At 54.7% G+C, this 24,143-nt stretch carries 14 protein-coding genes; 1 reads left to right on the top strand and 13 read right to left on the bottom strand.

Annotation, left to right across the window (positions count from 1 at the left end; genetic code table 11):
- Positions 1–434 precede the first annotated feature (434 nt).
- From GOB85_RS15890 to GOB85_RS15840, 11 genes are all read right to left on the bottom strand, one after another.
- Positions 435–2,417 carry an esterase/lipase family protein gene (locus tag GOB85_RS15890; RefSeq protein ID WP_173578482.1) on the bottom strand — a complete coding sequence of 661 codons (1,983 nt, stop codon included), beginning with the start codon at positions 2,415–2,417 and terminating at the stop codon, positions 435–437.
- Between the two features lie 146 nt (positions 2,418–2,563).
- A complete protein-coding gene (treY, locus tag GOB85_RS15885; protein WP_173578481.1) occupies positions 2,564–5,338 on the bottom strand; it encodes a malto-oligosyltrehalose synthase in 2,775 nt (924 codons plus the stop codon).
- On the bottom strand, positions 5,331–7,508 hold the full coding sequence (gene malQ / locus GOB85_RS15880; RefSeq protein ID WP_194298810.1) for a 4-alpha-glucanotransferase: 2,178 nt from the start codon (positions 7,506–7,508) through the stop codon (positions 5,331–5,333). Before malQ ends, treY begins: the two co-directional genes overlap by 8 nt.
- Entirely contained in the window at positions 7,492–9,282 is a 1,791-nt protein-coding gene (gene treZ / locus GOB85_RS15875; protein WP_173578479.1) for a malto-oligosyltrehalose trehalohydrolase, read from the bottom strand. Before treZ ends, malQ begins: the two co-directional genes overlap by 17 nt.
- 24 nt (positions 9,283–9,306) lie before the next feature.
- On the bottom strand, positions 9,307–11,433 hold the full coding sequence (glgX, locus tag GOB85_RS15870; RefSeq protein ID WP_173578478.1) for a glycogen debranching protein GlgX: 2,127 nt from the start codon (positions 11,431–11,433) through the stop codon (positions 9,307–9,309).
- Positions 11,433–13,652, bottom strand: a complete 2,220-nt coding sequence (gene glgB, locus GOB85_RS15865) for a 1,4-alpha-glucan branching protein GlgB (RefSeq protein WP_173578477.1) — start codon at positions 13,650–13,652, stop codon at positions 11,433–11,435. Before glgB ends, glgX begins: the two co-directional genes overlap by 1 nt.
- A gap of 75 nt (positions 13,653–13,727) precedes the next feature.
- The gene (gene glgA / locus GOB85_RS15860) at positions 13,728–15,377 is read right to left on the bottom strand and encodes a glycogen synthase GlgA (RefSeq protein WP_173578476.1); all 1,650 of its coding nucleotides are present in this window, start codon (positions 15,375–15,377) and stop codon (positions 13,728–13,730) included.
- 321 nt (positions 15,378–15,698) lie between these two features.
- Positions 15,699–17,510, bottom strand: a complete 1,812-nt coding sequence (locus tag GOB85_RS15855) for a glycoside hydrolase family 15 protein (RefSeq protein ID WP_173578475.1) — start codon at positions 17,508–17,510, stop codon at positions 15,699–15,701.
- Positions 17,511–17,719: 209 nt separating this feature from the next.
- Positions 17,720–18,319: a YdcF family protein gene (locus tag GOB85_RS15850; RefSeq protein WP_242011572.1), complete on the bottom strand. Its 600-nt coding sequence runs from the start codon at positions 18,317–18,319 to the stop codon at positions 17,720–17,722.
- Entirely contained in the window at positions 18,316–19,314 is a 999-nt protein-coding gene (locus GOB85_RS15845) for a cell division protein FtsX (protein WP_173578473.1), read from the bottom strand. Before GOB85_RS15845 ends, GOB85_RS15850 begins: the two co-directional genes overlap by 4 nt.
- Positions 19,307–19,993 (bottom strand): cell division ATP-binding protein FtsE, encoded by a 687-nt coding sequence (locus GOB85_RS15840; RefSeq protein WP_173578472.1) that lies wholly within the window; start codon positions 19,991–19,993, stop codon positions 19,307–19,309. Before GOB85_RS15840 ends, GOB85_RS15845 begins: the two co-directional genes overlap by 8 nt.
- Before the next feature lie 340 nt (positions 19,994–20,333).
- On the opposite strand from GOB85_RS15840, the gene GOB85_RS15835 reads away from it, so the two are divergent.
- On the top strand, positions 20,334–21,749 hold the full coding sequence (locus GOB85_RS15835) for a hypothetical protein (protein WP_242011571.1): 1,416 nt from the start codon (positions 20,334–20,336) through the stop codon (positions 21,747–21,749).
- 44 nt (positions 21,750–21,793) lie between these two features.
- Here the strand turns inward: GOB85_RS15835 and GOB85_RS15830 are convergent, their stop codons facing one another.
- Both GOB85_RS15830 and GOB85_RS15825 read right to left on the bottom strand, forming a co-directional pair.
- Complete coding sequence (locus GOB85_RS15830; protein ID WP_173578470.1) at positions 21,794–22,204, bottom strand: hypothetical protein; 411 nt, start codon at positions 22,202–22,204, stop codon at positions 21,794–21,796.
- Between the two features lie 529 nt (positions 22,205–22,733).
- Complete coding sequence (locus GOB85_RS15825) at positions 22,734–23,930, bottom strand: BaiN/RdsA family NAD(P)/FAD-dependent oxidoreductase (RefSeq protein WP_173578469.1); 1,197 nt, start codon at positions 23,928–23,930, stop codon at positions 22,734–22,736.
- Between the last annotated feature and the right edge of the window lie 213 nt (positions 23,931–24,143).

The raw sequence follows: 24,143 nt of genomic DNA, 5'->3' as shown, positions 1-24,143 counted from the left end.
ACTGCGCTCGGGTGATTTCAGTCCAGGCCATCTTGATCTCATCAGGTTATCGCAAACCCATGAATCATAACCCGCTGAAATCACTCAACTCATTTTCGGTCAGACACTCAGCGTCTGCAGGAAGCCGATATTCTCCGGCCCAGTCCCGATCATTTCGGGGCAGATCAGTCAAATACCAGATGCATAAAGATAGCGTCAGAACACCGAGGGACAGGCGGCCATAAACTGCATGCCGTCCGCAGTAAGAGGCGATCATGGCCGATGGGAAAAGGAGAGAAAGGCTGACACGCAACAGAGGAGGTGTTACTGTTGAATAATACAATGCCAGAGCGCCGGATATCGTGACAACAATCAGAACAGACCAGCCGATTACCCATCTGCCCCATTCTGCGATGCCACGATTTCTGTTCCGTGCTGTCTCTGTGAGGAACGAGTTAACCATTGAGTGCTTTCGTAGCGGTCCTGGAGTGGCCGGACGCACTCCGCGGGGCTTCATTGCTTTGACTACCAACTAACGATTCATACATGTTCTTCTCATACCTGGCCGACAAATCACCGGCGGATCCGATCTGTTCGAGAAGGATGCGCCTGACCTCCGCAATGGTTATCGGGTCAGACTGAGTGGAGTGACCGGAGTGACGGACAACCAGTTCGGAATCAACATCTGGAATATGGGCACTTTCGTAGCTGACGACACCGTCATCGGCGTTCTTAAGAGGACCGTCTCCCAGAACGGGGATAATCGAATGGGCATGGACTGTCGGCGACACAGGAATAGCTGCAAGAGCCTTGATAAAAGGACTGTCAGGCGACATGCCGTATACACTTCCGGCCCGCCATGGCTGCATGTTCGTTCTGGAACTTGCCACGTCACCTGTAACGACCTGTTGAATGATATCCGTGACAGTTACAGGAAAACTGACGAAGCGGCCGACCAGGCGCGCGACCGAGTATCCTGCCAGATAACTTCCATGCTGCGGTGTTGAGATGAAAACGACTCTGTGAACTTCCGGCACAGGTGTCGGAAACATAGCTTCTTCAAGAAGGTGCCGCGTGCGAGGCGAAAAGTCGAGACTTGCCAGCGGATGTTTCGTCACACCGTTCCAGAGTCGGTTACCGGCCTGGATAACCAGCATTTTTGCAAGCAGGCCGCCCTGACTGTGTCCGATGAGAGTTATCTGGCCCAGTGCAGGATCTGCCTGTGTTCCTCCAAGCTGATTGACGGCCTGCTGGATCGAACGCCTGAGTTCAAGTGCCGAATAAGGAATCGGATTACCGGTGCCATATGAAAAGAGCCAGAACTCAAAATGTTTACGAATGACCGGATCTTCAAGAAGATCATTGATCATGTCGGCCCAGCGGGCAGGACTTGATGCGGTGCCATGAACCAGGACAACCGGCATATGACCATACTGATGCGGTTGTATGGCGACCAGTCGGGGGCTGTGACCATCAAGAAAAAGGCTGCCGTCCAGAAAGCCACGATATTCGGCTGACCAGTCGACTGAATCCTGCAGGCTGATTGCACGCGCGGCGGTCGGCTCATAGTGTAACGGTACGGAGTCATCGCCGATAATACGATGATCTTCCACATCGATTGCTGAAACAATAAACCGTGCATTCAGATGATCTGAAAATATTTGCCGCCGTGGATCATCAAATTCCACAAGCAGATTGACCGGGATGCGAAGCTTATCCGCGATCTGAAAGGAACGGTCCTCCGCATCTGAAAGTTCAGGCAACGCGGCAAGCGGCTCTCCAAGACCGGGATGACGGTACACATTTTTGACTCCGTCAACAGAAAGCCTCGCAGTTGGACGCAGGTCTGTCAGCGGATGGCCATGCCAGTTGAGGCTGGGCGTTCCTGCATTGATGTCCAGCGAGCCGAACGGCAGTTGCCAGCTCTGGGGCGTAATCTGAACAGGCGAGCCCAGCGCCTCGGTCAGGCCCAGCATGTAAATGTCACAGGCCTGACGAAACCGCGGGTCATAAGGACTGGGGCGGATTGCCTGTGCCTCGCCAGGAGCCAGATAAGCATAAGCGTATAGGGCTGCCGCCATAAAATCGGCCCGGAAATGTGTCTGACGACCACGCAGATAGTTCAGTTCTGCAAGCGCAAACAGCCTGTCGCCGACATCCGGGCCAACCGTATCCGCAGCGGTTATTCCACGGAGCGCGGCGATGGCTGCTGCTGGATGGGCCTGCCAGAGCTGACGCAGATTCTGGCGTTCAAGGACGATCTGTGTGGCATTACTCAGGACCCGGCCAGCAAGAGCACTGCGCGTTTCGTCCAGATATGCCCGGGTAAGACCAAGATGGTGAACCGAGACGGGAGGCGTGCAGCCAGAAAGGGAGAAGGCCATCACGGAGGCAGCAACACAGATACGGAGAGAGATAGAGGAATGGAAAAAAGTCATCGTGAAATGTATCTTAGTCGCCAGGGCGAAATGTGTCATTTCACGGAATAAGCGGCAGGACTACGGCTCCATGAGGCACTCGCGGCACCATGTCTGCCGGGCCGCAACTGGCAGAATCATTACAGGTGCATCCGGAATGCCGGTCATCAGGCTTCCACAATAAAACATTCGACAGGCACCAGGCCGGGTTCGAAGAACTGCACGGCTTCTGTCCCGATTTGAAGGCGACGCGCCGGACGAATGACGCTGCGCCAGGACTTGTGGCAGCTAGCAGGGAACCGGACGGGCTCTGGCATTTTCTCAGGCCTGAGGTTTTTACCATCGGGCCCCAATAATAATGTGTGCCGCGGAGCCACGACCAGAAGCTGCGTGTTTTCATACAACCGATGGAATACGATAAGATGATCGTCAGTGGCTGCAACGGGTTCATACGAGCCGCATGTGAAAAGTAATGGATGCCGGGCCCGGCATTGCAGGAGCAATCGGATCAGGAGCAGCTTGACTGCCCCGTTTTTCCACTCGGTTGCAGCCTGATCGAAATCTGTTTCGTTTCGCAGCAGAGCTTCTCGCCTGGAAAAATCAACAGGACGGCGATTATCCGGATCAACCAGACTAAAATCCCAGAGTTCGCATCCCTGATAAAGATCAGGCACGCCCGGCGTCGTCAGTCGTAACAATGTCTGCGAAAGGCCATTCAGTGCTGCTGCTGGCGCGATCCGCTCAGAGAAAGCGGTCATTTCGGCAAGGAAGACTGATGAGCGTTGGGAATCAAGCAGCATCGCAAGGTAGTCCTGGCACGCGGCTTCGTAGGTTTCGTCCGGGTCCAGCCAGTTTGTATGTCGCTTGCCTTCACGAAGGGCCTTGGTGAACCACTCCGAAACGCGCGACACCAGTCGTTCAGGCCGACCGTCAGACGGCCACACGCTGAGCAATGTCTGATAGAGCATCAATGCGTCGACGTGATCCGGACCGGCTCTTCCGGTAAGTTTCGTCAACCAGCGCCGAACACAGCCTCGCCACTCCTCAGCTGTTTCGCTTATGACTGCTATCCGCATGCGGCTATCCTCGCCGCGCTTATGATCATGCGTTGCCGTGGCGAGCATAGCGTGAGGGTAATTTCGTAACCTTACTGTGCATGCCGTATGAAAATCTGATACTGTCCGGGCCAGTATGCCCGGGTCGCTACCGACCTCATTCCGCGATATGAGTCTCACGTACCGATAGAATGCTGTATCCTCAAGAGATTTTGCAGATAAAGGGGCTGTCAGATGTTCAAAGGCACGTTGTGCTTCTCTGATCATTATGGAAGGCATGTTTTCGGGGTGTGAGGCAAGCAAAGCGATGATGCGATCGAGAAGACCGTATCGCGATGGTAGCAGATCCGGACGAGATTTTTTTGCGGCATCATTCAGCGAGGCCAGATCGGTTCTGTGATCGAGCAGCATGCCATCGGCGTAATATGTCCGATACGGAACAAAATGTCGGAACACAGCACGCATGACATCGGAAATCGCAAAGTCGGTATCATCATGAATGCTACATCCATCATCCCGTTCCCTGCCCTCTTCGGCCAGCAAAGCCTCTTTAAGGCAGGAGATGAGGCGGGAAAACTCTGCTGCAAATAGTCCTGGCAGAATTTCATTACGAGCAGTCAGTTCGATCGCTGCCACGGCCGGATTGCACCCGGAACATTCCTCCCAGAGTTCATTGAGAACAGCTTTTCCATTTTCGTCATGGAGCACCGCGGAAACCTGGTCCATAAAATCGTAACCGGTCGTTCCCTCAACGCACCACTCCACCGGAAGCCTTTCCGTGGCTCCCAGAATTTTTTCCACGTAAATCGATATCCTGTTACCAGCTTCAGCAGGACGGAATGGTGCCACCTGCAGGAAGCGATCACGCAACCTGCGGCAGTAGACTGCCGGTGCAGTAAGGCCATCAATATGGTCGACCCTGACACCGTCGATCAGACCGTGAGCAAAAAGAGAGATGACGTAATCATGTGTCGCCTCAAACACTTCCATGCGCTCAGCAGTGATGGCGCCAAGTTCTGTATTATCGAAAAAGCGTCTCCAGTTAATGACTTCATTCGCTGTCCTCCACCATATTGCTCTCCAGTTCTGGCGACAGATCAGAGTATGAAGTTTCTTGCGACCTTCTGACGTTTCCGGATTATACAAGCTCATCAGCCGGTTCAGATTTTCCTGCCCTTCAGGCGTTTGGCTCCACCCGGAAAGTCCTGCGAGTGCTCTGTCGACATCACTATCGGGAATCATCCGTTCAGTGACTGCGCAAAAAGCAGCACATAACTCACGAGGGGCGGCAACCTGTTTTAACAACGATCCATAATGCGCCGGGCAGACAGGAAACCGGTGCTGGTGATGAAAAACAAAAAAAAGACCCGTTTCCGGATCGTTTTTCAGTTTCAGAACGCCGGATGCCAATGCTTCTCCATAAGGACGATCCAGAAACGGAAGGACGACTTTACCATGTCTTTCCGGCGCATATGCCTTCCAGGAAATATCAAAAAACCTGGCGTATGGACTGTTTTCTCCCCAGGCGAGCACATTCTCCCACCAGATGTTTCCCGCTCCGCCAACTGCCATATGATTAGGAACAATGTCGATGATCAGTCCCATTCGATGAGCGCGCAGAGCGGTCACAAGACGTCTCAGAGCGCCCTCACCTCCGAGGTCAGGTTCAATGCTTCCGTAATCGAGAATGTCATAACCATGCGCTGATCCCAGGCGACTACGGAATAACGGGGAAGCATAAATATGGCTAATGCCGAGTTCCGCAAAATACGGCACAAGTTCAGTGGCATCATCAAGTGTGAAACCCTGCCTGAACTGAAGTCTGATCGTTGCTCGCACAGGACTATCCGTAACTGAACCAAATAGTGTTCCGCTTTCATTATTCATGACGCGGTCTTTCGGCGCGCAATGTAGCCAGGCGGCGTGTAACGGAAACCCGTGCCAGGAGTGCTTTTGTCGCAGCGGGATAACGCCTCCGCCAGTTCGGATGCCCGGAGATCGTTCCGGGAATATTAGGCTGCTCCGCAAGCCCGAGAAGATCTTCGAGTGGTACGATTGCCATTGGACAATCCGTATGGGCCACAAGCCGGATCACCCTGTCCACGACCGTTTTTGCACCACATTCCGATGATGAAGGCTCAGCCTGTATGCCGACAGAAGCAGTGACTGTTTTATCGGCTGCTTCCTTTCTGCTCCGTGCCGTAACAGGATGCCTGTAATCCATTACCGTTGTCGTATTATCTGGTTCTGTTTGCAGAGATGTCCACAGAGCGGTGCGATCCCGCTCCCTTTCCGCCTGAACCTTTTCCTTGTCATTATCAGATCTGATCTGACCAAGTTTCTCTCGCCAGGCGATGTCGGTTCCCTGCCACCATCCGGCGATCGTTGGAAGATCATGCGTTGTCGTCATGGCAACGGAGGTTTCTGACCATTTGTCAGACGCTAAAAATGCACCAGTTGTGTCACGCTGGAAGGGAAGCACGTTCATCCCCATGAGGCCGTGCTGTATCGCGGCCTTACGAAAGGCTGGTTCGACCGTGCCAAGATCCTCGCCGATCACCACGGCATTTGCTCTCGTTGCTTCCAGCGCCATAAGCCGAAGCATGTCATCACGCGGATAGGTCAGGTAAGCGCCATCCTCAGCACCGCCTCCGTCAGGGATGACCCAAAGCCTTTCAATTCCCATGACGTGATCGATACGCATCCCGCCGCCATGCGAAAAACCTGCCCTCAATATCTCGATAAAAGCCCGGTATCCTGTTGTTCTGAGTGCTCGGGGTGAATATGTCGTCAGTCCCCAGTTCTGACCGGCCTGGCTCAGCGCGTCAGGAGGTGCGCCGATTGAAAGACCGATAAGGTGATCTGTCTGACCAGACCAGCATTCACTCCCTGCAGGATCGACACCGACAGCCAGATCACCGATCAGACCTATTTTCATTCCTCCCTTTCTGGATTCGATATTTGCAGACTGAAGACTGCGCGCTGCAATCCATTGCAGGAATTTGTGAAAACCGATCTCTACCGCCATATCGCAGACAAAACGTTCGACTTCCGGCGTGTGCGGACTGCGGATCGGTTCTGGCCATAATCTCCAGTCACCTCCTCCCGGACCGCGTTGCACCTCTTTTGCATGCAAGGCTTCAAAAACAGCATGATTCTGCAGGGAGTTTCCACCGGACTGGACAAAGGCAGTAAAATCTCCGGATTCAGGGTGGGAAATATAACTGTCGTAAAGCGTTCTCAGCAATTTCAGACGAAATTTAGCGGCAGTCGGCCAGTCGACAAGGTCCTGCGTTTCCAGGCATTCGGTGATATTCTGCGATATCCGCGCCCGCCGCATCGCTGCCCGGATCGTCATGGTGTCAAAGACGGAATGCGGGTCGGCAAGGAGAACATTCAGAAACAGACGGCTGGACGGTGAATACGGACTGTATTGTTGAGGCCTGGCAGCGAACATGGCATGAACAGGGCTAAGCATCAGAGCATCCGCGCCGGCACGACCGCTGACCCGCGCCAGCTCGCCAACTGCTCCAAAATGGCCGATCCCACCATCCCCCTGATGTCTCAGACCGTAAATCTGTGCCGCCAGGCCCCAGCAACGTGGTGTTTCACGTCCCGTAAAACCGGAAACAGCCGGGCACCGTGCAGGCGCTACAGCCAGCACGGTCGCCTGATCTCCAATGGCAATCTGATGATAACCCGGTGTTTTCACCGCTGGGATAAGTAACGTTCCATCGCGCGCTCTCTTCAGTTTTCCTTCTGTTTTCAAACCATTTTCGAGCGTGAGTACAAAACGCACAGTGGTTTCTGCTGCGATGCCCGGAAGACCTTCTCTTCCTTCTGTCGGCAACCGCGTGACCTTACCTTCATCGGTAACGATCATAGCGGGCATCACCTCCGGCAAAGAGGCGCCGTCGGGGCTGTCCAGAACTGCAAGCAGGCGTCGCAGGCTTTCCGGCGAAACACGCCGGGCCTTGCCCCGGGCATCTCTCCAGCGGACTTTCAGCCCGGCAAAAGCAGCCTGTTTGATAAGCATCTGATCAGACACGGATCTCATCCTTCAGCCAGACGGCAATACTCCCCGGACCAAAACGACGGACTTCGCTTACCTCTCCCCTGGCGCAGATCAGTTTTCCATCCGGAACCGATGTCAGGGACACCGGCTTTGTGCCGAGATTGATCACAATTGAGAGCAAAGCACCGTCGGCCATTGTCCAGGATGCCAGCAGAGCCGGGCATGAAGCACCCTCGTCATCTGCGAGAATGGTGACACCAGCGCTATGTGCATCCTTCAGTCGCGGCACAATAAATTGCTGGCGAAGCCCCAGCAGTTCCCGTGTCAGTTCCAGCCACGCCTTATGATCACGCTCACCGGTGACGGACCGGTCGGGACGAGATTTTTCGAATGTCTGCACTGCATTCGGATCAGGAATCAGCTTCCGTTTCTCCGACTCATGAAAATGACTGAATGACGCGAATTCACTTCGCCGGCCTTCTCTGACAATTTCAGCAAGTTCTCTATTATGACTGGTGAAAAAAAAGAAGGGCGTGCGACATCCCCATTCCTCGCCGAAGAACAGCATCGGAATCTGGGGAGAAAGAAGCATAAGCGCGTAAGCAGCCTTTAGCGCATCCGGATCAGCAAGCACCGTCAGACGTTCACCCAGGGCGCGATTTCCGACCTGGTCATGATTTTGCAAAAACAGAATAAATTTCTCTGCTGGCAGGTCACTGCTTCCGGAACCACGCGGTTTTCCGGTCATCGGAGATGGCTGCCCCTGAAAACAAAATCCCTCCTCCAGAACTACCGCCAGAGACAGAATGGGGTCTTTAGAAAAATTCTTATAGTATCCTTCATTTTCGCCGGTAAGGAGCACATGGAGGGCATTATGTGCATCATCATTCCACTGAGCTGTGAAACCATCCCGCAACAGGCCCGCATCGTTATTCTCGTTTTCCAGAATCAGATGAACGAAGCGGCCTGCTTCGATGGTGTCGGATATGACCTTGTGTAACTCCTCCAGCCAGTTGCGTTCAGTGATGGCCTGCACAGCATCGAAACGGAGTCCGTCGAAGCGAAATTCCATAATCCAGTAGAGAGCATTGTCCAGGAAAAACTCACGAACCTGGCTACGGGTAAAATCAATGGCGGAACCCCAGAGTGTATGTTCGTTTTCCGAAAAAAACTCCGGGGCATAGAGTGCGATGTAATTACCGTCCGGTCCGAAATGATTGTAAACCACATCAAGAAAGATCATCAGACCGAAACGATGAGCCTGATCAATCAGATATTTGAGATCGTCCGGTGTGCCGTAAGATGACTCCGGCGCAAACGGAAATACACCGTCATAGCCCCAGTTTCTGTCGCCGGGAAATTCCGACAGCGGCATAAGTTCAATCGCAGTGACGCCCAGAGCGGCAAGGCGCGGCAAGTCTTCAGCTATCTTTCGATAACCGCCGCCAAGACCAATATGAATTTCATAGATGACAGCCTCCTCCCACGGACGACCGCTCCAGTCCGGGCATGTCCACTGATAAGACGACGGATCTGCGACAGCACTGGCACCATGAACGTCGTCAGGCTGCGAACAGGACGCAGGATCAGGAACAGTGACGTCATCGGCAACACGATAACGATAACGAACTCCAGCCCCGCTATGAGTCTCACATTGAAACCATCCGTCATCCTGGGCATCCATCTGAACGGAAGCCAGTCCTTCGCGCTCAAGAGTTACGGCAGAACATGAGGGCGCCCAGAGACGGAAGCGCGTCAGATCAGGTCCGACGAGAACCGCCCCCTGCCGTCGCTGATATCGGAAAAATCCTGACATCGTATCCGTTCTCCTCTGTGCGCTTTATGCGTCGGGGGAAACCTTTGCGAGATTTAGTTTCAGCAGAACAAGAGAGTGCGCGGCGACCATCACACTGCTGTTTCCCTCAGATTCTTTAGTTACTTCCATTGCTCCTGCTTCTTTTTCCACACTACTGACAAGCAGACTCCAGTCTCCATCTGGTCCAGGAAGGACGCATTGTATATCCTGAGTTCCAGGGTTCATGATCAGGCAGGTCACATCAAGAACGTCTCCTGCTCCGGCAACCCGACGCAGCCCCACAACCCGACGCTCATCGCTGTTCCAGTCATCAACCGACATCGACGCTCCGGCGCTGTTGAACCATGCAATATCCGGTAAATCGGGGCGCGGCTTATGTCGCCCGTGCATGTAACGCGCCGCACGAAGCGAAGGATGAGTTTTTCTGAGGTCGATCAGGCGCTTTGTGAATTCGTGCATCTCACCTCCCCGGGGCGTTTCCACAAGGGACCAGTCTATCCATGATATATCGTTATCCTGACAATAGACATTGTTATTTCCATTCTGGGTCTGACCGAATTCATCACCCACGAGAATCATGGGAGTTCCATGTGCCAGCAGCAATGTCGCCATCATAGACCTGCGGATGCGGTCACGTGTCGTTATAACGCCGGCATCATCTGTCGGCCCCTCCACACCCCAGTCGCTACTATAGTTTTCCTCAGCTCCGTCACGACTATCTTCACCATTGGCTTCGTTATGACGTCGCTCGTAACTGACGAGGTCCATCAACGTGAAGCCATCGTGGGCAGTCACAAAATTGACGCTCGTGCAGGGACGACGCCCGCGCTTATCGAACAGGTCGCCGGACCCTGCGAGGCGAGCAGCCATATCTCCCTGTATTTTCGCATCTCCCCGCCAGAAACGACGCGTCGTATCGCGAAATTTGTCATTCCACTCCATAAAGCCAGGCGGAAAATTCCCCACCTGGTATCCTCCCGGGCCTGGATCCCACGGTTCCGCAATCAGCTTTCGCGTTGAAAGGACGGGATCCTGCAGAATGGCATCGAGAAAGCCGGACCTCTGATTATAACCGTAATCCTCGCGTGCCAGGATAACAGCCAGGTCAAATCTGAAACCATCAATATTAAATTCTGTCGCCCAGTAACGCAGAGAGTCCAGTGTCATCTGCATCACGCGGGGATGCGCAAGATTCAGTGTATTTCCGCATCCGGTATCATTGATGTAATGCCGTTCACTTCCAGGAACGAGACGGTAATAGCTTGCGTTATCAAGGCCGCGATAACAAAGTGTTGGTCCAAATTCATTCCCTTCGCACGTATGATTATAGACAACATCCATTATTACTTCGATGCCAGCCTGATGGAGCTTCCTTACCGCAGTGCAAAAATCCGCAGCTTTTCCACGTCCGACATAGGAAAGCTGCGGAGCGAAAAAAGATAAAGTATTATAACCCCAGTAATTTGTGACGCCACGTTCAATCAGGAAGCGATCGGTGACAAATGACTGGACAGGGAGAAGTTCAAGCGTCGTAATTCCGATATTCGTAAGGTAATCAATAAAGTGCGGATCAGACAATGCGCGAAATGTTCCCTTCTGATGCTTCGGAATACCTTCACGTTTCATTGAAAGGCCACGCACATGTGCTTCCATGATTATCATATCATCTGATGATATGTTCGGCCTTTTATCATTTGCCCATGATTTTTGCGTGTCAACGACACGACATTTTGGCATTGCGGAAGCACTGTCACGTCTGTCGAATGAGAGGTCGGCGCGTGCTGAATTCACCCTGTATCCGAACAGCGCATCGGTCCAGTGCAGATCATTACTGAGTTCTCTGGCATAGGGATCAATCAGAAGTTTATGTGGATTAAAGCGGTGACCTTTGACCGGATCATAGGGACCGAACGCACGAAAGCCATAGTACAAACCAGGTTCGGCATCAGGAAGATAGCCGTGCCAGACTTCATCGGTGTATTCCGGCAAAGCAATACGAGCAATTTCCTTACGTCCGGCCTCGTCGAAAAGACACAGATCGATGCGGGTTGCGTTGGCAGAGAAGACCGCGAAATTGACTCCGTAACCGTCATACGCTGAACCCAGAGGCCATGGTTTACCCGGCATCAGTGAGGAAGGAGTCGGCGCCATCAGACCTCCGGAAGAAAGGGTGAGAGAATGAGAACAGCGAGCGGAGGCAATGTCAGTTCGCAGGACCAGTTGCATCCATGCGTCGGCTGTCCCTGCGCGTTTACTCCGCCGCCATTGCCGGTATTACTTCCGCCATAAATCTCTCCATCGGTATTGATAACCTCATGCCAGTATCCGCCGGAAGGAAGACCCACTCTGTACTGATGTCTGACTAAGGGAGTTGTGTTCCACACGACCACAACCGGCACACCGTTCGGTGCAAAACGTGCCCATGCGAAAACCGCGTTACTGACGTCGTCGCCGATAAGCCATGAAAATCCCCGGGGATCACAGTCTGCCTCATGCAGTGCCGGATATGCCCGCATCATATGATTGAGATCAGCGACCAGACGTTGCATCCCGGCCTTCAGCGGGTCATTCAGTGCCACCCAGTCGACTTCACCATCATGATTCCACTCGTGCTGCTGGGCAATTTCACAGCCCATAAACAACAGTTTCTTTCCTGGATGACACCACATAAAAGCCAGATAAGAACGGAGGTTGGCGTGCTTCTGCCAGTAATCACCAGGCATACGCGCAACCAGCGAACCCTTCCCGTGGGTTACTTCGTCGTGTGACAGGCTGAGCACGAATCGTTCAGAAAAACCGTAATGCATACCGAACAAAATTTCTGAGAGATGATAGCCTCGCCAGAGCGGATCGCGCTGGATAAAGGTGAGCGTGTCGTGCATCCACCCCATATTCCACTTAAAAGAGAAGCCAAGACCCCCTTCCGGTGTCGTATGCGTCACGCCCGGCCAGGCCGTGGACTCTTCGGCGATGATGATCGCATCAGGCACTTCTCTCGTGATCACATCGTTAAGTTCTCGGATGAAACTGACTGCCTCCAGGTTTTCCCGACCGCCATGAACGTTCGGCACCCAGTCCCCCTCCACTCTGCTGTAATCCCGATAAAGCATGGAGGCGACAGCATCTACACGCAGACCGTCAATGTGGTATCGCTCAAGCCACATCAATGCACTTGAAATCAGAAACGCCCTCACCTCATGGCGTCCAAAATTGTAAATCAGAGTATTCCAGTCACGATGGACACCTTCACGCGGATCCATATGTTCAAAGAGGGCTGTGCCATCAAAACACGCCAGCCCATGGACGTCGTTTGGAAAATGTGCCGGAACCCAGTCGAGAATAACACCGAGACCCGCAGCGTGACAGGCATTGATAAAGGCTGCGAATTCTGGCGGTTTACCATGTCGGGCCGATGGAGCGAAAAGACCGAGAGACTGATATCCCCACGACCCTCCGAAGGGATACTCCATGATGGGCAGAAGTTCGATATGGGTAAAACCCATTTTTACAGCATAAGGAATTAATTCACGCGTCAGATCATTCCAGGTCGCGGTCCGGTCCGGATCCCCTCCAGGCCGGCGCCATGAAGAAACATGCACCTCATAGATCGAGATCGGCGCTTCGGGAGACTGCCGTCCGGCGCGTTCGCCCATCCAGGCGTCGTCACTCCATGCAAACCGTGTATCCGACATAACAAGTGATGCTGTCGCCGGTGGCCGCTCCGAAAAACGTGCAAAAGGATCCGCTTTTTGCGGAAGCAGCGATCCATTTTTTGCCATGATCTCAAACTTGTACCGCTCACCGGCTCCGATGCCAGGAATGAAAATTTCCCACACTCCCGCTGCATGCCGCAGCCTCATTGAATGCCGCCGACCATCCCATATATTGAAGTCGCCGATGACCGAGACCCTGCGGGCGTTGGGTGCCCACACCGAAAACCGAACCCCCTCAACGCCGTCAATCATCATTGGATGAGCACCAAGCATTCTCTCCGGGTGATGATTTATTCCTTTGGAAAATGTGTTGAGATCTTCTTCATCCAGCAACGGACCAAAAGAATAAGGATCTGCTGCTTCCTCAACCGCATCAGCCCACGTGATACGGAAGTGGTAGTGTGCTCCCTGCGGGACCGTGCCAATATACATACCGGTATCATCAACGGGCCGCATGGCGCGTTCGGCGGGCGCTGAGCGGGGTCGCTGGACGACCAGTCTGACTTTGGCCGCATCAGGATAGAATGCCCTGATGATATCGACTTTTCCGGCATTATGTCTGCCAAGAATCGAGAACGGATCGGAGCAGCGTCCGGCCAGAAGATCTCCGGTCTGTTCCGGAACGATATAGAGCGAGTCATCATATCTTCGCGTCACGCATCTGCTCCCCGGTTTATCGATATGATTTTCGGCCCCGCATCCATCGCCCTTCTCAGGTCGTTCGTCGTGTCTTCAGACTCTCGTCATCAGGGACGGTCCTGAAACTCCGGGTTTCCTTGCAACACGCCTTTTCTGGTTCATGTGCTTTGCGAGCTTTCCGCCAGACCGTTCAGTGCCCGGCAGACGGACAATGTTGTGGCCGATCTGTTCAACGATTTCGGTTCCGGATAGTTTTGCAAAAAGCCTCACATACTGGACTGCTTTTCCTCGCCATGAGACATCCGTCATGGCACCGTTTCTCTGAAGATTCATCCACGCCTCACGATCGCTCCTGAACAGCGCGCGCGCGCGTTCAGTCGCAGCGGCGAGAGAAAGCGGATCGACCGGCGAGAACAGAAATCCGGTCGCGACACCGCGACTCACAGCTGCCTCGTTCGCGTCGACGATCGTGTCAGCCAGACCACCGACCCGTGACACGACCGGCACCGCGCCATAACGAAGAGCACAGAGTTGTGTCAGGCCACACGGTTCGAACCGTGATGGAATGAGAAGCGCGTCAACAGAGGCCTGCATACGATGACCCAGTTCTTCACTATAACCAAGATGACAGGCGAAACGTCCGGGGAACTTTCGCTGGAGAGCCGACATGGCGCGGTGAATTATCCGGTCTCCTTCTCCTACGACGACAATCTGCGTATTGAATTTCAGCAGACGCCCCATGATTTCAGGAAGAAGATCAATTCCCTTTTGTCTCGTCAGACGGCTGACGACGCCAAGAAGAAAAGCGTTCCTGTCCTGTGGCAGACCAAATTCGGACTGGAAGGCGAGCTTGTTTGAGAGCCGGGCAATCACGTCACCCGCAATGTAGGGGAACCTTACGACAGGGTCCCGCGCGGGATTCCAGATCGATGTATCAATACCGTTGAGGATGCCGCTCAGGCAGTCGGCACGCGTCCGGAGCAGTCCATCCAGACCCATACCCCATTCACTTCCCTGTATTTCCTCTGCATAGGTCGGAGATACCGTGGTGATCCAGTCGCTGAAGAAAAGGCCAGCTTTCAGAAAGCTGATACGTCCGTAAAATTCGCACCCGTCAACCGACAGCGCCTCCTCCGGCAGACCAAACCGGCTGCGGTCGTATGTGGAAAAACTCCCGTGAAATGCAAGATTGTGGATCGTCTGCACAACCTTCGGACGACGGGACATTCCGTGAGCAAGACAGACATTTTCGCCTTCATAATGCAGATATGCTGCGGTCAGTCCGGCCTGCCAGTCATGTGTCTGGATGATGTCGGGGTGATAGCCTTCAATGACACCCTGACCGATGAATGCCGCTGCGCGCGCAAGAGCCGCGAAGCGAATGCCGTTGTCGTTCCAGTCACATCCATCTGGCCCGAGATAGGGATTTCCCGGACGATCATACAATTCGGGAATATCAAGAATGAAAAGATCATTTTCTCCGATCTGGCAGGACCATATCAGCCCTTCATATCCAAGAATATCCGGCATACGTAACGTTCGCGCGGGTGTATCCCGCATAGCCGCAAGTACAGCAGGGAAACCGGGCAAAAGCGTCTTTACGTCAACGCCGTAATTCGAGAGTGCTTCTGGCAACGATGCCACGACATCTCCAAGCCCTCCGGTTTTAACGAACGGAAACATCTCCGATGCCACCGAGAGCAAACGGATCGGACGAGAAAGCATCGAGGCTGCAGGAACCATCGTCTCGTTTTCCTTTTACCACTCCTCGCCGGAGCAGGCTGCTGTCATTAAATTGCCTTCTTTGTATGAACGACTCAGGAGGCCGTGACAGACACCCTTCACGAGTAAGTGATATCTCGCGGCCAGTTCTGATCCGGAAGTGCATTCGAAAGAGAAATCGTCCTCAATTCAGCAGGCTATTTTCAAACCTTCCGGCGCATGGAGCTTGCGGACATGACCCGAATGTCATTTCTTTTTAATAATGGCATCGGCTTTCCGTCAGACTGACAGCGAATAATCCAGCACGCCTGCCTGAATGGTATTCACCGTAGTGACGGACGCTTATGAGCGTCTCCGTCCATTGCGCTTACCACCTTCATATATCAGGCTTCCCGCCAGCATGTGAGCTGTATGGACAAGCGCGAAATGGCTGAAGGCCTGAGGAAAATTTCCAAGTTGCCGACGCGTTTTCGGATCGTATTCCTCAGCCAGAAGTCCGACATCATTGGCGCAGGTAATCAGCCGCTCGAACATCTGCTGCGCTTCATCCCTGCGGTTCTCCATCACGTAAGCATCGCAGAGCCAGAAACTACAGGCAAGAAAAGAACCCTCCTCTCCCACCAGTCCATCCGCACTCTCTCCATCAGGCGGATAACGAAAAACGAAACCGCCACGCAGCAGGTCGTGCTCTATCCGGGCGACTGTGCCCTTCACACGTGGATCACTGGCAGGCAGAAAACCAAGCTGAGCGATATGGAGCAGTGATGCATCAACCCTGTCCGCACCGTAATATTGCATGAAGCTGTTGCTCTCCTTATCGAAGCCCAGTTCGCAGACTTCGGCGTGAATTTCATCACGCGTCGCCTTCCACAGTTCGACATCACCATCGAGACTGAAGTCGATCGCACTGGCGATCATGCGATCAAAGGCGAACCAGCACATCATTTTTGAATAGACGAAATGACGGGTACTGCCCCGGACTTCCCACAAGCCGGAGTCAGGTTCACGCCAGAGACCGAGGAGCCGCTGCGCGATCGAGCGCTGCAGGGGCCAGACCGTATCCAGCCCCTGCAGACCATCACGCCGTGCGGCATCAAAACCACCGATCACCGAACCGTAAACGTCGAGTTGCAACTGACCGTGGGCCCCATTACCCACCCGTACCGGGCGACTGTTTTCATAGCCACAGAGATGGGGAAGTTCGATTTCGGTCAGTCGCCGCTCACCATGCAGGCCGTACATGACCTGGAGCCCGTCAACCGCGCCGGCGGTCGCGCGCATCAGCCACTGATGCCAGGCGCTTGCTTCTTCGGCATAACCAGAAATGGCCAGAGCGTGAATCGTCCATGCGGCGTCACGGAGCCAGCAGTAACGGTAATCCCAGTTTCTGATGCCTCCCGGCATTTCCGGCAGAGATGTGGTAGGCGCTGCGACGATACCGCCAGTCGGCTGATAGGTCAGAGCTTTCAATGTCAGCAGTGAGCGGCGGACAATGTCTTCATAAGGTCCTTCGTAAAGACAGCTGCTGGCCCACTCTCTGCCTTTTGCGATCGTATGCCGCAGCAGAGCATATGGATCACGAGGCAGCGGTGGCGACACATGCGATGGGAACCACTCCAGCGTTGCAAAACTGCTTTGCCCGGCAGAAACCTCGAATTCACCTTCAGTCGAGAAGTCAACATTGGTGAGATCTGCACTGCTACTCAGCCTGACGGCATCCGGCCCTGCAAAAGCGTAGAGTGCCCCTTCGTAGCGCTGCATCCACGGAATGCGCTCTCCATAACCGAACCGGAGCCTGAGATCTGATCTGAATGCGACTGTGCCTTCTTCACCACGAACGATACGAACCAGTTCATGAAGATCGCTGCTGCCGGGTGGCGGCATAAAATCCCGGACAATGGCCCGGCCTGTGCTGGTCTCCCACGCGGTTTCAAGAACCATTGTATCTGGCAGATAACGACGGGAAACGACTGCTTCCGGATCTGCGGGCCGCAGTGACCATTCACCGTTTTCGGGTGTACCCAGCAAAGATGCAAAGATCGCCTCTGAATCGAAGCGGGGCATACAAAGCCATTCAATCGTTCCGTAGCGATGGATAAGGCCGGCGCAGCGCGCTGAACTGACAAGAGCGTAGTCTTCGATCAGACGATCCATGCAGCATTCCATTCCAGGCTGGCACATAGAGACATGCACGAGACGATAATGTGTGGAGAAGGCGTAAGTTGCTCCCCTGGAATCAGTAAATCAGGGGAGAGGAAGCGCTGCTGGCAAGCCTGCATGCCGCCCGGCTGTATTCACATTTACGTTTCGACACACCACATTTTTTTAAAACAATGCGTGGGCCTACGGTGTCAGCACGCCCTTCAAAAGGCATCGCTGCTGTGGCGGAAAAAGCTGACCGGACCAGCAAATGCCAGCAGAAGTTTGTTATATTCCAGAGCCAGAAGATGGAATGTTTTTCGGTCGAATGGCCTTCGCAGAGCTGGCGACTGTACTGCGTAGGCATGAAGGGTTACGTCCGGGAGAGCCCTGGAAATTTCCAGCATTGCACGACGGATATGATAGCCGGCTGTGACAACGATCAGACTGTGGATGTCATTTTCCCGAACCCACCCGGTGGTTTCCACTGCATTTCCGGCTGTCGATGTTGCACGACGTCCCAGCGTTACGCGATCTGCGAGAGCCGGAGGCAATGCCGGACCAAGATCCGCCAATGTCACATGCGGATCGACACCTGAAATAAGCAGGAGATGTCCGGAATCATGTCTGAGTAACCGAAGCGACGCTTCGACCCGACCGTTGCCTCCCGTCAGGGCAACAATTCCATCGGATGACGGAGGGATGCGGGGCGGACGCCAGGCGTCAAAAATAAACCAGGCAAAACCAGCCAGCCAAACGCCCAGCACGCCACCGAGAAAAAGACTGACGACAAGCCACGGGGAGCAACGCGAACGACTTTTCATGGAAGACGACGCAACCATACTCTGACAATAATCTGTGCCGTCAGCCATCCAATAACAGCAGCAGCTATCGGAACGCAGACGAGTCCGCTTATGAGGCCGGATGGCACATGGCTATCCATGAGAGACCCGAAAAATCCGGAAATAATGGCTTCGCCATCCTGCGCGGGCTCCATTGTCGCCTGCGGGCCGGAAAGAGGCGCCATAAGCTGCGTCACGATTACAATCGGTGGCACCCCCAGCATTGTCCCGACAACACCTCCCATGAGGGAGAGCCCGGCCACACGGCTGCCGAAGCGGCTTGCGACGTATCCGTCTGCGGCGCCAAGCCCATGCAGAATCATGATACTCTCACGGCGTGCACCCAGACCAAGCCGGGTTGCCATGCCAATCACTGCGGCGCCGATACCGCTGACCAGAATAATAGCCAGCGCTGCGCAGGCAACGAGACTTCGCGCGACAACCTGGAGCCGCCGTCGCCAGTCATCGTTCCGCTCGATCAGCGTTCCCGGTGCCAGAGCAGCTATTCGGGACGAAACGTCTTTTGTCAGATTCATGCCCGGGGCAAGATGAATTTCTATCACACCAGGGAGCGGCAGTGCGGCGGCACCGGAACTGCCAAGCCAGGGCGTAAGGAGCTGATCCAGTTCCTGCGCATTAAGCCGGTGAACGGTGGAGACGTCAGGTTGCCCCTGCAGCGCCTCCATCACGGCATCGATCCGTGGACGCTGACTGCCTGCCTGGTTCTGTCTGTTGTCCGGCGGTCTCTCTGTCGTACCGGCCTGTGTCGCCGGCTTTTCAGGATCAGGTACCTGCACCGTTATAAGATTTTCCGCGCCCTGCGCCCATCGGGCCGACAAAGACTGCGCACCAAAGACTCCGGCCCAGGTGAGCGCCGCCAGCAGACTCATTGCGGCGACCATCGCAACAAGACTGCGGTCAGGAAGGGCATGAGCAAGCGCAAGTCCGTCACGCACCCGTCCCCGACGGTCACTCATCGTTTATCAGCCGGCCATGGTTGAGACGAAGGGCTGGCGCGGGAAAGCGGCGCACCAGCGCATCGTTATGCGTGGCGACAATAACGCTGGTACCCATCGCCGCAATGTCCCTGAGCATGCCGATCACACGGTTTGCCTGAGACTCTTCCAGCGCATTGGTGGGTTCGTCAGCAAGCACCAGGTCCGGCCGGGCAATGACGGCACGCGCAATAGCCGTCCGCTGCTGTTCGCCGCCTGAAAGCTCCACCGGGCGCGCATTTTTTCGTGTTGTCAGGCCGACCCAGTTCAAAATCGCATCGACTTCCGTGACGACATCTGCCTCATGCCGGCGCTGAAGACGCAGCGGCAGGGCGACGTTATCGGCGACGGAAAGCGTTGGCATGAGGCGAAAATCCTGATGCACCATTCCGATTCGTTGTCGGAGACGGGCCAGGACAGAGCGTGTCGTTCCGGGAGTTATGTCCGTGCCGAGCAGTTCGAGCTGGCCGGACACAGGCAGCGCTTCAAGATGAAGCAATCTGAGAAGCGATGACTTTCCGGCTCCTGATGGCCCGAGGAGCCACCTGAATTCACCCTGTGCCACTGAAAAACTGATCGCAGGAAGAGCCGAAAGAGTTTCTCCGCGTCGGCCCCTTATCTGACTGGCATGCCGCCACGTAACATTGTGAAGCCGAATCATAACGACGCACGCAGAACCAGTCTTGAGAAAACGGGGTTACGAACAGACACAAATTAGCATAACGCAGCGCAGATGGCGGTGTCGACGCTCTTTTGCTGAAGCCTTTCGCGATCGTTCTATCGCGTTTAGAAATTAGGAACTGATCAGAGGCATACTGTTAACAAAGATTGATTATGCCATGGGAAGACGGGACCTCCTGTGGCGAAAATGAGGAAGCCGGATGCTAATCGTTTGTCCGTCCTGCGGCGTTAAATACAACGTGCCAGGATCATACCTGAAGAGGGAACGCGTACTTAAATGCGCGAGCTGTGGGACGAGCTGGGTCGTTCCGGCGATTACTGTGGCGGCACCGGAAGCTGCATCCCCTGTTCCGGTTGAGACGCCTTCCGTTACGGCTCCGGTTTCAGAGAAGAACGTCCCCTCATCGGCAGAGCCGGAACTGAAGACCGGTGAAATCCCGGATGCAGTCAGGCAACAGTCAGAAGAAGCGGCCCCACAGAGGGCTGAAGCTGTTTTCGTTACCGGGGCGCCGGTAACAGAGCCAGACGCTTCGGCTTCTGTCCCGGCACAAAATCACGCACCACATGCGTCTTCTGAAGAATCACAGTCTCCGGATATTCGCGAACCGAAATCCTGGCCGGATGAACCGGACACAGCGTTACAGATCGAAGAGCCTTCACAGTCAGACAGAGAGTCTCTTTCCCTCGTCACGGCACCTGAATCTGCAACTGTCACAGAGCCTTTATCAGACACCAGTCATCACCTTACGTCGGATGCCCACGGGTCTGCGGACTCTCAGGCTGAAGTTCACAAGATCCACCAGGAAGATCCGCGAGCCCCGTCTCCACTCACCACACCTGTGTCTGAATCAGAAACTGAGCACACTCACTTCAGTTTTCTGGACGACGCTCTCGCACAGAACGCGAATGAAAGGCGGACGTCACAATCTCCGCAAATGTCGGCCTGGGACGAAGCTGCGCTTGAAGATCAGATTGCTCACTCATCCTGGCATCAGCATACCGATGAGCATGAAAGCCAGGCTGATGAGCCAGAAAACCTCGACACCATGGAGCCGGAACATCTCCATGCCCTGATGCAGCGTAACAAACGTCAATCGGTGCAGCCTCCTGTCGCTGACGATTTCGCGCCTGCATCAGCGGCAGAACATGAGCAATCCGGTACAGACCCGGTTCCGGGTCGCTTTGATGATGTCGTTGCTCGTCTTCGGGCAGCGCGCACCGAAGATGCGGTCGAAGATCATCTTCCTCAGACTTTTCCGCATACGGAAAATCCTGCTCCACATTCAAAATCTCCATCTCACGAAACGAAACAGGAGGAAGCGTCTGCTCCGTGGGTTCCGGCCTGGGAGCGGGATCAGCAGCCCGAAGAGCATCTGGTCGAACCTGAGCCCGGGCATGAAGAAGACGACGAACTGCCGGTCTGGGCGAAAGTCAGCAGCGCTGAAACGCCGGAAACGCATTCTGATACAGCTGAAATCTTACCGGCAGAAGCAGATAAGGCTGAAACACGTCACGTCCTGCCGACCGTTGATGTCACAGAAAGACTTCGCAGCGACATTTTACGGCGAGGTTCTGCGTTACCACAGACTGAAAAACCGCGCCCGATGCTGGAACAGGCAGCTTTCTGGAAGAAAGCATGGATTGCGAGCGGAGTGTGCGCGGGTATGGGACTGGCTGCGTTCTGGCACTGGTTCGGTGCGCTGCGCGAAATCTGGCCCGCGCTTAATCTGCTGTGAAGAAGATATCGCGACGCCCGGCAGATCGGGGCCGCGATCATCTGTCACATGGATCGGGCGGCGATGGCGGAGAGTGTTGCCCCCAAAGCAGCAATCGCCATGAGCAAAATGCCATCAAAGATCAGACCTGAGGGTGTGAGCAGATGCGATCCCACCATGATCTGACCGGGAATTGCATCTGCGACATGAGACATGACATCACGCGCCTGCGCATCAACACTGGCCGCACCAGATGAGACAGCTCCGATAACATGCGGCAGAGCCGCCCAGCCAATACCGAGAATGAGAACAAGCGGAGCCAGAAGTTCGGCCAGTTGCTGGGCGAGATAAAAAAGAAAATACAACACCGACCATATCGCCAGGCGGATGATGGATGTCAGACGAGGCCCCGCAGAGCGTTCACCGCCGAATTCGGCAGGATACCGTGACCGAAAACTGTCATCGCTGGGGCTCATGTGGTGTCGTCTCTCTCTGCTGACCAGTTCACGTGGGCTATATTACTCGCGCAGCATGACGCGCCACGCCGCCGTGCCGTCAGCCGACGTAACGTCCGCACGACTGAAAGGCAAATTCCACAGGCATGGCGCCACGAAAATGAAAGATTTTTTTACCGCTGGTACACTTTCCCATAAGAGGCTGCGCCGAGTCCGGGGCAACTGCATGGCGCGCCAGCAGGTGACGCCAGCGGAAGCTGACATGTATAAAAACCGGCCTTACACGTGCCACCCAGCGGAGTACCGGGCGGATAAGATCCAGGGGCGACTGGCGTGCCGGCCTGGCCAGTGCATGCGGAGAGTGCCAGCACCGCCACGCCGGCAATAATTTTCCTCACGTGCCTGTGGAAGCGGGCATGAAACAAATGCGACATCATTACAGTAGCAACCTCATGTCTCCCTGGGCCGGGCGATCCATAAAATGTTCGCCATCCCGGATTGAACAGCCATTATAATGCGCTAACGCTCTGAAGCCCATCCGGGTGCAGATTCATCTGGCAATCGCCTCTCCTGCCGCGTGCCCGCTGGCCCAGGCCCATTGAAAATTATATCCTCCGAGCCAGCCTGTGACGTCGACAGCTTCCCCGACTGCGTAAAGTCCGGGAACGCCTGTTGCTTCCATTGATCGGGAAGACAGTGCATGGGTATCTATCCCGCCTGTCGTGACTTCTGCTTTTACGTAGCCCTCGCTGCCTTCAGGTGTAATGGTCCACGTTTTCAGCGCCGCTCCTGCACCGCGCAGAAGCTTATCCGGCCATTCCCCGGCAGCTTTCTCGCCCAGTAATTTCGGTCCCAGCAGTTCCGCGAGGCGGCGGGGCAACCAGTCAGAGAGCACAGCGATTCCATGTGCACGGGAACGGCTGCTTCTTGCCGTTCTGAGACTCGAGAACGCATCCTGTCCTGGCAGGAGATCTACCAGGAGCGGCTGCCCGGAACGCCAGTAAGATGAGATTTGCAGAATCGCCGGCCCTGAAAGCCCCCGATGCGTGAACAGCATGGCCTCTTCAAATGCCACCTTACCGCAGGCAACACGCACAGGAAGGGAAACGCCAGCCAGATCTCTCATCCATTCGAGTGCATCGGGCTGAACACGAAGTGGCACGAGACCGGGATGAAGCGGGACAACAGGGAGACCAAATTGTCCGGCCAGCCGGTGCGCCAGACCGGTCGCGCCGAGTTTCGGGATCGAAAGGCCACCGCATGCAAGAACCAGAGCCGGCGCCTCGAAAGTCCCGTTGTCAGTTTTAACGGTGAACCTGCCATTATGACGTACATCCTGAATCGTCTCGCTCAGGCGAAGCGTGACATCACCGGCAGCACATTCATCCAGCAGCATGGCGAGGATAGCCCGAGCCGAACCATCGCAGAAAAGCTGGCCCAGCGTTTTTTCATGCCAGGCGATGTGATGCTTTGCGATCATGTCCAGGAAACTGGCTGGCGTGAAGCGTGCCAGTGCTGACCGGGCGAAATGTGGATTTGAGGAGATAAATCGCCGGGCTTCGACATGAATGTTGGTGAAGTTACATCGCCCGCCACCGGAAATCAGAATTTTGCGTCCCGGCTCGTCATTATGTTCCAGCACAAGTATCCGCTTTCCGCGCTGTCCGGCGGTCAGGGCCGTCATGAGACCGGCGGCTCCGGCTCCCAGGACAATCGCATCAAACGCTTCAGTTCGCTTACCTGTCATAGATAGTCCTGTCTGATCGGGTAGAGGGTCAGCAGGGCTTGTTTCACTCAAAACCACTCATGAAAAGACTTTGTTCCTCTTGGAAGCTGTTTCAAAATTCTGAGAGTCCGATCCGAAAGTTTTTGAACAATACCAGCCTGTTGTGATTCATCCGTCTTTACGAAGAGATGGAGTGAATGGTGACATGGACTGGTATTGCCCGACGTGAACATA

Source organism: Acetobacter fallax, assembly GCF_011516735.1.
In the GTDB taxonomy this organism is placed as follows: domain Bacteria; phylum Pseudomonadota; class Alphaproteobacteria; order Acetobacterales; family Acetobacteraceae; genus Acetobacter; species Acetobacter fallax.
Note: the sequence above shows the minus strand (reverse complement) of the source record. Positions and strands in the feature narration are given on the sequence as shown.